This is a genomic window from Exiguobacterium sp. UBA7533 (assembly GCF_002479335.1).
In the GTDB taxonomy this organism is placed as follows: domain Bacteria; phylum Bacillota; class Bacilli; order Exiguobacteriales; family Exiguobacteriaceae; genus Exiguobacterium_A.
The window spans coordinates 470,118-485,487 of sequence record NZ_DLMP01000005.1 but is presented as its reverse complement, the minus strand read 5'-3'; the positions used below and the strand labels follow the sequence as shown (position 1 = coordinate 485,487).

Annotated in this window: 10 protein-coding genes; 7 read left to right on the top strand and 3 right to left on the bottom strand. The window is 45.2% G+C overall.

The features are described 5' to 3' along the window. The first annotated feature begins 180 nt into the window (after positions 1-180). From B2U10_RS10070 to B2U10_RS10050, 5 genes are all read left to right on the top strand, one after another. Positions 181-1,677 (top strand): glycosyltransferase, encoded by a 1,497-nt coding sequence (locus B2U10_RS10070; RefSeq protein WP_290787285.1) that lies wholly within the window; start codon positions 181-183, stop codon positions 1,675-1,677. Positions 1,678-1,711: 34 nt separating this feature from the next. Continuing rightward, entirely contained in the window at positions 1,712-2,578 is an 867-nt protein-coding gene (gene galU, locus B2U10_RS10065) for a UTP--glucose-1-phosphate uridylyltransferase GalU (protein ID WP_035408354.1), read from the top strand. 1,294 nt (positions 2,579-3,872) lie between these two features. Further along, positions 3,873-4,685, top strand: a complete 813-nt coding sequence (locus tag B2U10_RS10060; RefSeq protein WP_290787282.1) for an ankyrin repeat domain-containing protein — start codon at positions 3,873-3,875, stop codon at positions 4,683-4,685. A 126-nt stretch (positions 4,686-4,811) separates the two neighbouring features. After that, positions 4,812-5,282: a DinB family protein gene (locus B2U10_RS10055; RefSeq protein ID WP_290787279.1), complete on the top strand. Its 471-nt coding sequence runs from the start codon at positions 4,812-4,814 to the stop codon at positions 5,280-5,282. A gap of 384 nt (positions 5,283-5,666) precedes the next feature. Next, on the top strand, positions 5,667-5,879 hold the full coding sequence (locus B2U10_RS10050; protein ID WP_290787276.1) for a hypothetical protein: 213 nt from the start codon (positions 5,667-5,669) through the stop codon (positions 5,877-5,879). 46 nt (positions 5,880-5,925) lie between these two features. Here the strand turns inward: B2U10_RS10050 and B2U10_RS10045 are convergent, their stop codons facing one another. Further along, complete coding sequence (locus tag B2U10_RS10045; protein WP_056060900.1) at positions 5,926-6,909, bottom strand: ketoacyl-ACP synthase III; 984 nt, start codon at positions 6,907-6,909, stop codon at positions 5,926-5,928. Between the two features lie 168 nt (positions 6,910-7,077). Between B2U10_RS10045 and B2U10_RS10040 the strand changes: the two genes are divergently transcribed. Together B2U10_RS10040 and B2U10_RS10035 are read left to right on the top strand one after the other, a co-directional pair. Continuing rightward, positions 7,078-7,752 carry a permease gene (locus B2U10_RS10040; RefSeq protein WP_056060902.1) on the top strand — a complete coding sequence of 225 codons (675 nt, stop codon included), beginning with the start codon at positions 7,078-7,080 and terminating at the stop codon, positions 7,750-7,752. 204 nt (positions 7,753-7,956) lie between these two features. Then, positions 7,957-9,984 (top strand): acyltransferase family protein, encoded by a 2,028-nt coding sequence (locus B2U10_RS10035; RefSeq protein WP_052019044.1) that lies wholly within the window; start codon positions 7,957-7,959, stop codon positions 9,982-9,984. Between the two features lie 58 nt (positions 9,985-10,042). Here the strand turns inward: B2U10_RS10035 and B2U10_RS10030 are convergent, their stop codons facing one another. Together B2U10_RS10030 and B2U10_RS10025 are read right to left on the bottom strand one after the other, a co-directional pair. Further along, positions 10,043-13,567, bottom strand: coding sequence for a CDP-glycerol glycerophosphotransferase family protein (locus B2U10_RS10030; RefSeq protein ID WP_056060907.1), 3,525 nt, complete (start codon positions 13,565-13,567; stop codon positions 10,043-10,045). Between the two features lie 160 nt (positions 13,568-13,727). Further along, complete coding sequence (locus tag B2U10_RS10025; RefSeq protein WP_290787269.1) at positions 13,728-15,302, bottom strand: glycosyltransferase; 1,575 nt, start codon at positions 15,300-15,302, stop codon at positions 13,728-13,730. Between the last annotated feature and the right edge of the window lie 68 nt (positions 15,303-15,370).

Here is a 15,370-nt window from a genome sequence, read left to right as displayed (position 1 = left end):
TGGATATTATGCAAAAATAATTGACTTTGTTCGTAAAAAAGGGGATAAATAGAAATTATATTGGTTTTAACTGTCTGAACAAGACACGTTTAGAAAATAGCAGATTCGGTAACATATATAGGTTGACCTCACACAAAAAAAGAGAGATCGATCTTAAAGGGTAGAGGAGAGTAATTACAAATGCTGTATACTGTTACATCGACATTACCACCGAAACATGGTGGTAGAACGAAATCGTTGTTGAGTCGGATCGCGCTTATGGAAAAAGAACTCGGTGCTGGATCGACGATCGTTACGACGAACTACAATGCAAACTATATGGAAGTCTACGAGCTGTTCCGATCGGAAGAAAAGGTTGGTCCGATGGTCCAGTTCGAAAATATTTACGATTGGCTGTCTGATTACAAACTGTTAAGTATTCCGACGACTCGTTTTCGAAATAAGCCGATCATCAAAGAAACGGCGCGTGAAATCGAAGGGTTGAAGAGCGTCGAGAAAAAAGGTAGTGACGCTGTCCGCTATTATGATGATGAGGATGAGTATGTCCTGTATCGCCGATTTTATCCAGGAACGCAAGTCGTCGAGTTCGAAGACTTCATGACGAATGCTTCTCCTAAAAAAGTCGAGCGCTGGGAATACAACGTCTACGGCCAATTGCACCGGAAAACGATCTACTCTCCTGTCCATCACGGAAAAATGATGGAAGAACTGTACGATTCGGAAGGCAATGTCTATTGTAAGAAGTTCTACAATGAAATGGCTCGTCCGAAGCTCGTCTTGATTCAATTATACCGAAACGGCAGAATGTACAAAGCATTCAAAAAAGAGAAGGATTTGTTTGAATACTACTTCAACCGTTTATTTAAAGATGGCGATGTCTTATTCGTCGATGCTCGTTTACTCGATCGTTCGATTCTCAATATCAAAGCAGCCGTCAAACGTGTCATGGTCATTCATAACTCGCACTTAGATGGATCGACCGTCAAAGGATCATATACGACGATGTTCTCGGAGTCCGAGAAGGTGACCCGTTTCATCAGTCTGACGAATCATCAAAAAGAAGATATCTTGGATCGGTACAATATCCCGGAAGAGAAAATCTCAATCATTCCGCACTTCATCGTGCCAGAACAAGTACAGCGACGGGAACAAGTCAAAGATCAATTCTGCTTCATCGGTCGATTCGGTCTGCAAAAACAGATGGATCATTTGATCAAGAGTTATGCGATCTTCAAACAATCCGGTCACGCGACGAAGCTCGTCCTCTACGGAATGGACGAACAAGGACAACTGGCGATGATGGAGAGCTTGATTGAAGAGCTCGGCTTGCAAGACGATATCGAAATCCATGGATTCACGTCGAATCCGGCAGAAGTCTTCCGTGAATCAAAGGCATCGTTGTTAACGAGTGAATTTGAAGGATTCGGACTGACCGTCATGGAAAGTATCAATGTCGGCTGCCCAGTCATCTCTTATGACGTCAAATATGGACCACGCGAAATCATCGATCATGGGGAGAACGGATATCTCGTTCCGGCTAACGATATGGAAGCCTTCGCACAAGCGATGGTACAACTCGTCGAACAATCACTCGAGCGGGTCGAGACGAAACCATCCCTGTATCTTGAGACGGCTGTAAAAAATTATGGACGATTACTAGAAGAGTTGAACAACTAAATCTACTACTTGAACGATGAAGAGGATGAACGATATGAAAAAGATCACAAAAGCCATTATTCCAGCAGCAGGACTTGGAACGCGTTTCTTACCTGCGACAAAAGCCATGCCAAAAGAGATGTTACCGATACTTGATAAACCAACGATTCAGTATATCGTCGAAGAAGCCGCAAAAGCCGGCATCGAAGATATCATCATCGTCACGGGTAAACATAAACGAGCCATCGAAGATCATTTCGATAACCAAAAAGAACTCGAAATTACGCTCGAAAATTCCGGTAAAACGGAATTGCTCGAGAAAGTTCAATTCTCAACGAACCTTGCGAATATCTTTTATGTCCGCCAAAAAGAACAAAAAGGTCTCGGGCATGCCATTCTGACGGCAAAACAATTCATTGGGAATGAACCGTTTGCTGTCTTGCTCGGGGACGATATCGTCGAGTCAGACAATCCGGCAATCAAACAATTGATGGACGTCTACGAACAGACGGAAAAATCGGTCATCGGTGTACAAGAAGTCCGTCCGGAAGATACGCATCGTTATGGCATCATTGATCCGGTCTCACAAGACGGACGACTTTATGATGTAAAACAATTCGTCGAAAAGCCGGCACACGGAACAGCACCGTCAAATCTTGCGATCATGGGACGTTATGTATTGACACCGGATATCTTTGATTACCTTGCGAATCAAGGAGAAGGGGCGGGTGGCGAAATTCAATTGACGGATGCGATTGAACGCTTGAATGCGGATAGCCAAGTCTTTGCGTATGATTTCGAAGGTAACCGCTATGACGTCGGGGAGAAACTCGGCTTCGTCAAGACGACGATCGAATATGCGTTAAAAGATGCAGAGATGAAAGATGAGCTTAAAGCTTTCATTAAATCATTAGACATTTAAAAAGGTGAACCACTCTGAAAAACTTCAGGGTGGTTTTTTGTAATTCATGAAACCCATCTTTCTAGTCGAAACGTAGAAGAAACAAGAAGAGAGATGCTACATATGTTAACGTGGATTGCTTTAAAGAATTACCAAAAGTCAGATGGGCAATCCATAATTTGCTTGCATAGAACGTAATTGGCTCCTCGCAATATTTTCATGTAAATGTTTTTTAAAGTTGAATTAGTGGAAAATAAATGTAATTATATAAATATAGTGAAATGAAATGGTTTACTTCTATAAAAGTAAAATAAAGTATGAGGAATTGAGAGGTGAAACAGAAAGATGAAAAAACAAATTTTAGAAAGTGTTTTTGCGGCAATATTTTTTCTTATTTTTCTAATGTTTTTTGAAGGAATACCGAAGTCGACTGATACATGGGTCGAATATGGAATAAAGTTTGTGGCAATTGCTTTCATTTTCCTAATAACTGAAGTTATTTTTTCTAAAAAGTCACTCAAAAAAAACACATCAAATCAATAATGTAAGATTCAATTGTTCTAATACTGAGTAAGCAATAGAAAGAAAGCCCACATGTGCGTCATAATGTGGGTTTTCTTCAATACAAAGTTATCGAGTGAAGTATACTACGATATGACGAATCCACTATTTTCAACAATACCGCGATCCAATTCGATTTACTGCTTCATCCACCTTGCACTCCGACCATTCCCGTCGTTGAACGGATAGGAAATCGAGGATGAACAGGCTCGTCTGGATGGACGGATCGATGTCCTCTTGTTGACGAAGCTCACGTAGGCTGTCACATAACGCCTGCATCGCTTCCGAAGTTTCGAATGCTGGGCGAGAATGAAGCGCGTCCGACGAGTGCCAGCCGGGAACGTCTCACTAATCTCGTTATCAACGTTCTTCCATCGTCTACCTTCGACGGGGACAAACTTATAGAGTTCTTTGTATTGATCCGTCCAATCAAATGGACAATCTCCATCGGCACGGCGAGTTTTTTGAGATAGGTATATATAGTCGCGCATTCGTCGAACTCCTATAGCGAAATAGATCATTTTAAATTAAACATACTCATTTTCACGCTATTTGACTATGTTTATATATGTTCTGATCATAATTATTTTTCTTGTTATTCTAACGATCTCCCTAAAATAAATATATGTAGGGAGTGACGTACCGAGCTTGCTACAATAGACATTAGATATTCAAAGGCGTTTTTGCTCATTTCTCGATGTCCTTGATGTAAAATAAGAAAGACAACGACGGAACAGGTAAGGGGCGAACGGACATGACGAAACGATCCATCCAAGATGTTGCTTTTTTAGGCAAACGAAAACAAGTAATGCGGTGTATCGAACGTGGTGATGATCTGAACGAACTGGATGAAGAAGGGTTTGCGGCACTTCATTGGGCGATTCAGGAAGGATACTTGCGGATCGTCGAATTGTTGCTCGATCATGGAGCGGATGTGAATCTTCCGAATCAAGACGGGATGTCACCGCTGCATATTGCTCTGTATGATCAAAAGACGGACATTGCGTTGCTGTTGATTAAGCGCGGAGCCCATCTTGATTTAAATGAGTACGGCTTCTCAGCGCTTCACTTAGTAGCGGGGCGATCCGGCAATAAAAAAGTCTTACGGAAACTAGCGCAGAATGTGGAGTTGTTACATCAACGGACCGATGATGGAGCTGGGGTGACGCCGCTACATTACGCAGCGCAAGAAGGCAAGGCGAAAAAAGTCAAACTGTTACTTGAAGCGGGAGCAGAGGTTGATGTTATCGGATTAGACGGTTTCACACCGCTGTATCTGGCAGTTGGGAATAATCATCCGAAAGCGGTCAAAGTGCTCCTAAAGGCGGGAGCCGATATCGAGGCGGAAAACGTCGCAGATGGTGATACGGCAGTGCTTGCTTTAGCGAGTGCTTACGGTTATGAACGAATTGTCCGTTTACTTCTCTCTTATGGAGCCGATCCACTACATCGAAATGAAGACGGGCGGACAGCACGTGGTGCAGCACTTGATAATGACTACCATCAGATTGCGGAGATTTTAAGACAAAAAGAGATTGATGCATTGTCTGAGGAAGAAAATAAGTGAGCGATTGACGACAACAGGAAACATCTGCGGATGCTTCCTGTTTTTATTTTTAAAAGGACTTTCAAATCGCTTTGTCAAAATAGAGATAGGAGAACACTTATTCGTCATCGAAAGGAAGGATACGTCATGAACGCAAAAGATTGGATGGTATGGAATTTAAATGAAGTGAGAAGAAGAAGCATCAAAGTCTGGTGCTCGATTCCTGAAGATAAGCTGAACTGGAAACCGGATGAGAACGCCATGACGTGTTTTGAGATGATTCGTCATGTGTTAGATAGCGAGTATTATTATTACTTAGCCTTACAAAATGGAGGCAGTCTATCGTCGTATGAGTCTCCGTTTGAAGGGCGTGACTTCGTATCAGTGCAAGAGGAGCTAGACTTTGCGGAAGTCTATCGTGAGGAATTCATGACATATGTCGGGCGACTACCGGAATCAGATTTAGCGACGGTCCAGATTGATCGTTCTGAATCAGGTTATGTCCGTTCGCTTGGTGATATGCTGTTACGAATTGCTTATCATGAAGCAGTGCATACAGGACAGCTACTCGATTATTTGAGAACAGCAAACATTGAGCGTGTGCGGGTTTGGGACTAAGGTAGGTGAATGAGAAAATAATGGTAGTACTGTGAGCTACCGATGCTAGGGGGATGAAATTCTTGAATATACGTTTAGCCACGTCCAAAGACATGAAAGTAATAGCAAAAATTTACGTTGATACGTGGAGGACGACATACGCCGGTTTAGTACCCGATGTATACTTGAAACAACTCTCGGTTCAACGAGCTGAACAAAAATGGACACAGTTTTTGAACGATTCCTCACAAGATACGTTCCTATATGTGGTATTGAACGAACAGGGAATCACAGTGGGATTCGCAGCAGCTCAGATTCATGCTGATGATGGAGTACGGATAGGAGAGTTATCTGCCCTCTCTCTATCTATTACCTGAAGCGCACGGTTTAGGGATCGGCAAAAAATTGATGGCGACTATCGCTGCTCATTTCCTGAAAGCAGATGTCTTCTCGATGCTGGTTTGGGTAATGAAAAAGAACGAGTCAGGACGAGCATTTTACAAACGACTCGGAGGTAAATACATAGATCATCGTCAGAGTCGTTTTGGGAATGTCACGGTTAAAGATGAAGCATATGAATGGCTGGATATTACCACGCTTGTCCGTCATCAGAATTAAAAACAAGGAGGAAGTACGATGCATCTGTACCTCCTCCTTGTATGAATCACAGACTCCATTTCATTAGTAATCCAGCTTGTGTCAAACCGCCACCAAATCCATATAATAGAAGCAAGTCACCCGTTTTGATTTTCCCTTCGGTAACACCTATATCTAAAGATAAGGGAATGGATGCAGCGGAGGTATTTCCGAAATGGATGAGACTGTAAAGCGCTTTATCAAAAGGAACATTACTTTTTTCGCAAATCGATTGAATCATGCGCAGGTTTGCACTGTGCGGAATGAACCAATCGATTTGATCCAAAGTCATCGATGCCTGATCCACTACTTGTTTCATTCCACGAGGAACCGTGCTGACTGCCCACTTGTAAACTTCGCGTCCATTTTGGATGAGTTTATTAGTAGGAATGATAGGATCTTCGAACAAGTGATTTGACAAGTTCGAGCAATAGAGATTGGCTCCCTTTTGCCCTTCCGAGTTCAAGTAAAATGAAACAAAATCAGACTGGACTTCATCGCGTTCCACAAGAACCGCTCCACTACCATCTCCAAATAAAATGCATGTGTTTCGATCGGCATAGTCAGTGATGTTAGAGAGTGTTTCTGCTCCGATGACGAGAATTTTTTTATGAAGACCAGATGAAATTAACCCGTTCGCCAGGTGTAATCCGTATGTAAATCCTGCACATGCGGCGTTCAAATCAATTACACCTGCATGATTGATACCGAGTTTTGCTTGTACCAATGATGCAGTACTTGGTGTCTTAAAATCGGGTGTCATCGTACAGATGATGATCATATCAACATCTTGAAATTCTGTATTGTAACGCTGTTTTAAATTCATGGCTGCTTGATAGGCAAGATCACTTGTCGATTCAGTCTGACCCGCGATTCTTCGTTCTTTGATGCCTGTGCGTTGCACTATCCATTCATCATTTGTTTCTACTAGTTTCTCTAAATCATGGTTCGTCATGATTTGATTTGGAACGTAAGAGCCGATTGCTGTTACTCGAGCATGATATGCAGTCATAAATGGTTCCTCCCTGTAAAAAAGTTATACTTGGTTTTAGTACTAGGTACTAATTTAAGCGAATTTTCGTTTAAACACAAGGAATATAACTTATCGTACACACCATCAATTCAATTAGATGAAAAAATAGAGCGGTCTTTAGCGGATGCTCGAAAGGAGTAAGGAAGGATGATTGGAATCAGCATCGCCACCACATGGGAGTTCGACGCGACGATTGCATATTTTCATGTATCGCCTGAAGAAAGAATCGTCTATCCGTATGGTGAATACTTTACGCGCGAGATGAATGGGGAAACGCTCTTGTTTTATAGCACAGGCGTTCGAAAAGTAAATGGCATCGGTGCGAACCAATATATGATCCTCCGCTTTTCCTTGACGAAGGTCATCATTGCCGGAACATGTGCCGGCATCGATCCGAGGTACGACATACTCGATATCATCGTGCCAGATCGCGCTGTTCAATATGATTGTACGGTCAAAGAGATTGAACCACTCATTAAACCATCGTTCGTCGTCAATCTCGACGTCTCAAAATATGGCAACGACTTTCATCTCGGAACGATCGGAACGGCTGATCGCGCTGTCGTCATGTGGAGAGACTATATCGAACTGCGAGATAACGGTCTGACGATTGCCGATACGGAGGCGGGGGCTGTCGCGTACATCTGTCAGAAAAATGCTGTCGAATGTATCATCATCAAAGGCATCTCCGATTTTCCGACGGAAGAGAAGAACGAGGATGCTGTCGAAGCAAACGTCGAACAGATGCGAATCTATATCGAGAACACACCGAAAGTCATGCGACGGATTTTTGACGACTACTTGCATCAATTTCTAATGTAATTTGTACCCGATGCACTTCTTTTACATATTTTCCAAGTTTCTTACGGCAATATAGTTCATTGGCATTGTATTTTTTGAAATATGTTCTATCATAGTGAATGGAAACGTTTTCTCGAAATGGTGAGTACATACCGAACTGTACAAGAAATGCGCTGCAATCGTCAGGATTCGTAGGTGTAGAAGTAGATGGAGGGACATAGAAGCATGCAAGAATGGAAAGCATCTGGTCAGTCTGGGCAGAAACGGATTGATATTGAAAGCCGGTTTCGCCCGGAAATCGAAGGGCTACGCACGGTAGCTGCCTTACTCGTCGCAATTTATCACATTTGGTTCAATCGTGTCTCAGGTGGTGTCGATGTCTTCTTCGTCATCTCGGGTTTTTTAATCACGACATCAATCATCTCGACGATCAACCGGACAGGAGAGTTCAAGTTCCTGCCATATGTGACAAAGTTACTGAAACGACTGTTGCCATCGGTTTTATTCATCTTAGGAGTCGTCTTGGTATTAAGTACGTTTTTATTACCAGCATCGATTCTCGGTAAAACGATTCGTGAAGTCGTCGCCTCGATGTTCTTTTATCAAAACTGGCAACTCGCCGTCTCAAGTACTGATTATTTGGACGCGACGCAAATGAAGTCACCCGTCGAACATTTTTGGGCACTATCGATCCAATGGCAATTTTATATGATTTGGTTCGTCTTGTTTTCGTTCATCTTATGGATGATGAACAAATATCAGATTCGGTCAATTAAAGCCGTCCTCAATGGTCTGCTTGGATTCTTGTTCGTCACGTCACTTGCGTACTCGATCTATCTGACTGAAGTCAATCAGCCATGGGCGTATTTCATTACGCCGACACGGGTTTGGGAATTTGCTTTAGGTAGCTTGTTATGCGTGAACTTATCGGCAATCCGTATCCCGAAATGGGTGGCAACGATTATCGGCTGGATTGGTCTGATCGGTTTGCTGACGACCGGCGTCCTGTTCAATGTCTCGCAAATGTTCCCTGGTTACATCGCACTCTGGCCGATGACATGCGCCTTGATGATCGTGTTATCAGGGACGCAAGAGACACGGTTCGGATTAAAACGGTTCCTCGGATCTAAACCAATGGTCAAACTTGGGGGGATTGCCTTCGGGATTTATCTCTGGCACTGGGTACTGCTTGAGTTCTATCGCTACAACGTCCAACAAACACCTGGTGTTCTTGTTGGCACACTGATCATCGTCGCATCGATCGGCTTATCGTATCTGATGACGGAATGGATTGAAAAACCAATCCGGACTTCGACCGTCAATCGGACAGCGTTCAAGAAATTAGGTGCGCTGTTGACGGTCAACGTCTTGTTAATCGGATCATTACTCGGATTCGCTTATATGGAAGAACAAGAGCTGAAACAAGCCGTCAGTAAGAATAAATATCCGGGTGCCTTAGCAATTGAACAGGCACTGTCTGTACCGAAGCAAGACCCATTCCCGTCATATGCGAACGTCTTCAATGACTTACCCCTCGTCCATACGGATGGTAGCAACCAAGGGCTGCAAAAGACGGAAGCAAAAGTCGGCGAATACGGGAAGACGAAGGATTATAAAGCAACGATCGCACTCGTCGGTAGCTCGCACTCGGAGCAATGGTTCGGTGCCTTACATGAAGCAATCAAAGGGACGGACATCCGTTTACTCAACCTGACGCGGTCAGGAACACGTTTTTCAACCGGCTATGAACCGGACTCGCTAAAAGGAATCTGGAATCAGAATGTCTTGAACTATTTGAAAGATGCCGATGTTGATTTGATCATCTCACACGTGACGGCAGCGGATGCTTCAAAAGACAGCATCCATCAACAAATGGTCGACCAGATGCAGTTCGTCAAGGACGAGTATGGCATTGATGGATTGGCGCTTCGAGACAATCCACGGTACGATTTTAATGTACTCGAGGCACTGGAGACGACAAGCATCGCTGACACGACGAAACAGATGAACGCGCAACCGAATCAAACGGATGAGGCGTATTGGAAACAATTCGAAAAAACGAACCAGTCGCTCCATAAGCTGGATTTGACGCGTTACTTCCACGTTAAAGGCGAGTATCGTCCCGTTATCGGCAATGTCGTCATCTATCGCGATAACAGCCATATGACGAATACGTATGCGGAAAGTTTTGCTCCGATGTTCAAGAAAAAGCTCAACGAGGTCCTCGCAGAAAAATTAGCAACGGACGAATAAAATATGTAAAACGGCTTGCATCCAGAAAAGGGTGCAAGCCGTTTTTTCGTATCATCGCTCAAACAGAGTAACTGCCGTCTGGTTGTTCAAGTAATTCAAGGGTTTGAGTGCGCATCGTTTGATCCGTTTTGAAGTACGCATCGACGACACGAGAAGCGGCAAACCCATCCTCCATCGGACCGTACGTCGCACGGAACGCATCAAGTTGCGCTTGATACATTTTCGTCAGATGCGGAATATCCGATAAGGCGTGAAGCAAGGCCTCTTCCGTTTCTAAGATCGGTCCCGGAAGATCGTTGTAGTAGTCCAGGTAGAACCCGCGCAGCGTATCTCGATAAAGATCGAGGTCATACGCATAGAACATCATTGGTCGATTCATGTTCGCGAAGTCGAAGAAAACAGAAGAATAGTCTGTGATCAGTAGATCGGTGATCAAGTACAGTTCTTGAATATCCGGATAGGCCGTCACGTCGAGGAATTGTTCCCGGTGCTGCGCTGGAATCTTCGGCTTTTTCGTGACGAGCACGTGCGTCCGAATCAAGAAGACATACTCATCGCCTAACGCTTCCGCGACCCGGTCAAAATCAAACGGATAGTCGAAGTAGAACTTCCCTTTACCGAGCGACTGATGGTCACGGAAAGTCGGTGCATACAAGATGACTTTCTTGTCTTCTGGCAGTTGAAGCTGCGTCCGGATCCGTTCGATTGTCGCCGCATTATTCGCCGTAAAGAAGAGATCGTTTCGCGGATAACCAGATTCGACGACCGGTCCCCCGTACTGGAACGCACTTCTAAAGATGTTCGTCGCATAGGGACTCGGAGACAAGAGGACGCTCCATTGCTTGATCGCGTTCGTTACACGCTCGACATAGCCTTCGTCCCGTCCATGGATCTCGTCTAAGTCAAACAACATCTTCTTCAAAGGTGTGCCGTGCCATGTCTGAATGTAGGTCGTCTCTTTTCGCCGCGTCATGTAATACGGGAAGTTCTGATTGTTGACCCAGAACTTCGCCGTCGCCATGTAATAGAAGTAGGCAGGAGATAAGCGTTTGACGACTTTTGCGTTCGGATCTCCGAGATAAAGCTTCTTGTTATAGATCCAGACGACTTTGTAGCCGAGTGCTTGTTTCTTCAGTTCCTCATAAATGTAACGCGGACTGTCCGCGTAATGTTTACCGAGCCCACTCTCGAAGACGACGAGTGTCGGGTCGACCGGCAAGACGCGTTGCATGAGCCGGTATCCAGCCTTCATCGTCGGGAAGTAGAACCGGCTTCGGCGATAGACCTTAAAGAGGATGTTCGCTGCCTCGTTCGTCTGAATCTTTTCAAAGAGGCTCGTCTGTTTCGTATAGTTCATGATCGTTTGATAGACCTGATCAGAGTAAGTCGTATCCGTTTTCGTCAAGAAGACGTCAGCGCGTCGTTTGTATTCGTCCGCCATCTCAAAATTACGGCGTGCCGTCGCGTCAAGATCGTCGAACAGGTCATCAATCGTTTTTGAGATTCGACCCGGTAATTCGTTCTCGAGATCGAGATACGAACCGAGTGGACCGATGAAGCGTTTCGGGTCGAATTGGAGATAGTGAACCGGTCGTTTCAAGAAACTGAAGTCAAAGGCAACACTCGAGTAGTCAGTGACGAGCAAGAGGCTCTCTTTTAACAACCCTTGGACGTCACGTTCGCCTTGGTGGATGACCGTGATCGGTAAGTTCTCGAAATGACTCGAGTATTGCTGCATGTTTGGATGCAGGCAAAGGACGATCTCGAGATGATGTTGTTTCGCATACGCATGCAAACGATCACTCGATAGGAATGTTTGGTACTGCTGATAGTATTCTGATTCGAAGAACTGGAGAGGCGTCTGTAGCCACGACCGCCACGTCGGAATGACGAGCATCTGACGTTTGACCGGGACGTCATTTTTCAAGAGTGCATCAAAGCGAGACAAGCCAGTAATTTTGACCTCGCGCTCAGCGTATCCCATATCTTGTGTGACGAGTCGCTTTTCCCGCTCCGAGCTGACAAGGAACAAATCCGTGTCGAAGGCAGCAGCAAATTTCCCGTATTGATTGTTCATGTTCTTCGTTCCGAGAACTCCGTGTTGGATGAAGACACGATCTGCTCGCATCTTGCGTTTGAACGGCTCCGAGCGAAGCGGATACAAGTATTCCGCGTGGTGTGTCCCGATGACCTTCTTTGCCATCAAAGAGTGATAGATGTGTTCCTTCGATTTGATCGGCAAGACGTTTCCGAGCGGAGCAACTTGCGCATATTCGTTCGACGCCGGATCAATAACGTAATAGACCGGTCGCTCAGGATAAGTCTCGCGCATGTATTTGAAGAAGTGGTAACCATTGTCCTGCGCTTTATATGGACGTTCTCCGACGAGCCACGTGTTCTTCTCGGCAAACAGCCGGTAGAGCGGGGCGAACGTCATCAGATGATTCAGATAGGCGTAATTTTCATTCGTGAACTCGGTCATCTCAAACGATAGATTCCGGTGACCGACCGTGTAGTACGGAATGATATGCATCGTCGACGTCACATCTTTCCCTAACGCTTCCGGTGTCAGCTGACGCGTAATATAACGGGCACGACCGAGACGGTATAATTTCGGTTCCGATCGGTGATAGAAATCGAGCGCGATGAAAGCATCATAAACCCCTTCTTGCAATTGGGCTGCTTGATGGAGTTGTGACCAGTGGATCGTCGCCGTGTAATGATAGCGATACAATCCGAATTTTTTCGCACTTACCTCGTTTTGGTACAACCAATCGATTGGGACAGGGACTTGATCGCCACTCTCTCGGTGCACGAGGAGCAACCGTCCCGTCTTAATGAACGCATGACGCGTAAAGGCTTTCCCGCTGATGACCGTCGTCGCTTTCGTCTCATTGCGGACCGCATCGATTTGGATCTTCGGCTTCATCTGCGGTTCTTTATTCAGCAATAGACGCAGGTTGCCTTTTAGATCGGTATACAACTGGACGAATTCGTTAAACGTCTCATCCATCAACGGCGCGAGAGGCGCAGGAATCTGTGTATCAAGAAAGCGCCCTAACAGAATTTCGCGGGTAAAGACGGTCGCGTCGAGCGTAGCATGGCTCGGTAACCCGTTGGATTCCCATTTTTGTAATTGTTCCGGTGTGAGATGCTCGACGTTTTTTGTGAACGTTAGCCAGAGTGAAAAACGACCAATCGGATAGAGCGTATCTTGATCGGCTTCGACGGACTCGATCTCAGCGAGACCATCCTCTTCGACCGTCGGAACGTCCGCCTCTTCTTGCATCTGAGAAACATGTTGACTCAATTGAGACACGATTGAATGCGACAGCTGAAAGGTGAAGCGATGATCGTCCAGTTGGTTCGGCACTTCAAGGACCGTCTCTTGCGATCGATCGCGGATACGTAAGGACGTGATCGTCAGCAACGGATCATTCAATTGACCGGATAGCGTATAGTCTGTCGGCGAAGATTGAATCTGTAACGATTCTTTTAATGCCGATCGTTTAAGTTTTTTTTGTTTTTTCGGAAGTACGGAATGTCCAAATTGGAGCACCCGAAGAGCAGATTTAAACAGCATGGAATCAAGGAACCTCCTACTAAAAGATGTTTTATGAAAGCGTTATCTTCCATTAGCATTTTATCATAATCAATAGCTAAAACATCCCAAAATTTGAAAAACAATGCGGACTTTGGTGGATACATAAAAAAACCTCCTCACAGGGGAGGAGGTCGACTAACTATTCGTCGAGCTGATTCAAAAGCATCAGCCAATTTTTCGTGAAAAGATCATCCGAAAAACGGTCCACCGAATGCAAGGCGGCTTCGCCCATTTGACGTCTTAGGGACGGTTGCTCCATCAAGCGAATCGCTGCTTCAGCAAAGGCTGACGAGTCTCCAGGTGGAATGATAAAACCAGTCGTTCCATGCTCAATGATTTCACGGGGACCGTAACAAACATCGTAGGCAATGACCGGAACACCGTGACCCATGCTCTCAAGGATCGCCATCCCGAACCCTTCGGATTGCGATGTAAAGATCGTTGCGACAGCACCATGATAAGCGTCCTGAATGTTCGTAACGAACCCTTTGAAACGGATGTGCTTCGTTAATGACAATTCCTTGATCAAAGCATGGAGATCCTTTTCGAGCTGATCGTTGTAACCGAAGCCATAGAAATCAAGGAAGGCATTGGGGTGGTGGTCGACGATCTTCCGCATGACACGGACACTCGCAGCGACATCCTTTTTAATTTGAATGCGCGAGACGACGATGAACCGATTCGGATCAGGTTCAGGAAGTGACGTGTAATCCGCTTCCGGCACCGGACCAACACCGTGTGGGATCGCATGGAACGTTTCCGGATGATCGAACTGGTTGGTCATATGCGCTTGTTGACGAGGTGTTGCCGTGATGACTCGATCCCACTCGTCGATGCGCCCGAATAATGTATCCCAGACACCACTGACGGCTGCTGTCTCATTGAAGGGCGACACGAAGTGATTGCTATGCCCGAAGGCAATCTTTTTAATATTCGGATGCTTGATGTCTAGGATGACCGCATCCAAATTTTTTTTCGGTAGGTTGGCAAGACGATCCCGGTATTCGGATGAGATCAAGACCGCGTCATGCTGACCTAACAGCTTGTTCAAAACGAACGTATTAAAGATCGCTGGATCATTGAACTGTTTTTCCTGACCGGCTTCGAAATAAAACAGATGGCTCCAATCCGCCGAGTTGATTTTATGCCAAATCGTCAAATAACACGTTCCATCACTGTGGAAGAAGGAGCGAGAGACCGGCTTGTTCGACGTAAACGAATACTGGATCGTCTGCACTAACTGACCGTTAGCGAGATATTCTTCACGGCGTAAGCGATGTCGATTCTCTGAAAAGTAATCGATGAAAGAGAGCTGATCGTTAGCGTCAAACCGAGCATACTGGACATATGTACCATTGTCGAACAACCGATACGAATCTTTTTCGGCGCGACTCGCATCGAGGAACAACGTATATCGTTTTTCCCAGCGCGGAATCAATTCATCTTTCGAAGAAACGACGGACCGTTTGTCTACCTGTCGACGTGCTAAATAATTGATGACGTTGACGACCTGGATGCGAGGATCAAGCAACCGTGCTTCGACCATCTCTTGACGAATTGTTTCGAGATTCGGTTGAATCCCGAACGTCACGAGCGTCACGTTTCGCTCCGGATCAGCCGTGATGATCGCATTCGCGCGTTTAATGACTGCTTTTGATAAACCGCCACGCTGGGTTGCTAACGTATTCAATGTAAAAAACAAATCTCGTGTCATAGGGCATCTCCTTTATGTAACGCTTACAATTTTAAGTGGTAACATGTCGCGATGGATCGGTTTAGTGA

Excerpts from the sequence above, each read along its gene's own strand:
- B2U10_RS10055 (WP_290787279.1), top strand. The coding sequence starts at position 4,812 with ATGAACGCAAAAGATTGGATGGTATGGAATTTAAATGAAGTGAGAAGA.
- galU (WP_035408354.1), top strand. The coding sequence starts at position 1,712 with ATGAAAAAGATCACAAAAGCCATTATTCCAGCAGCAGGACTTGGAACG.
- B2U10_RS10045 (WP_056060900.1), bottom strand. The coding sequence starts at position 6,909 with ATGACTGCATATCATGCTCGAGTAACAGCAATCGGCTCTTACGTTCCA.
- B2U10_RS10025 (WP_290787269.1), bottom strand. The coding sequence starts at position 15,302 with ATGACACGAGATTTGTTTTTTACATTGAATACGTTAGCAACCCAGCGT.
- B2U10_RS10060 (WP_290787282.1), top strand. The coding sequence starts at position 3,873 with ATGACGAAACGATCCATCCAAGATGTTGCTTTTTTAGGCAAACGAAAA.
- B2U10_RS10035 (WP_052019044.1), top strand. The coding sequence starts at position 7,957 with ATGCAAGAATGGAAAGCATCTGGTCAGTCTGGGCAGAAACGGATTGAT.
- B2U10_RS10070 (WP_290787285.1), top strand. The coding sequence starts at position 181 with ATGCTGTATACTGTTACATCGACATTACCACCGAAACATGGTGGTAGA.
- B2U10_RS10040 (WP_056060902.1), top strand. The coding sequence starts at position 7,078 with ATGATTGGAATCAGCATCGCCACCACATGGGAGTTCGACGCGACGATT.
- B2U10_RS10030 (WP_056060907.1), bottom strand. The coding sequence starts at position 13,567 with ATGCTGTTTAAATCTGCTCTTCGGGTGCTCCAATTTGGACATTCCGTA.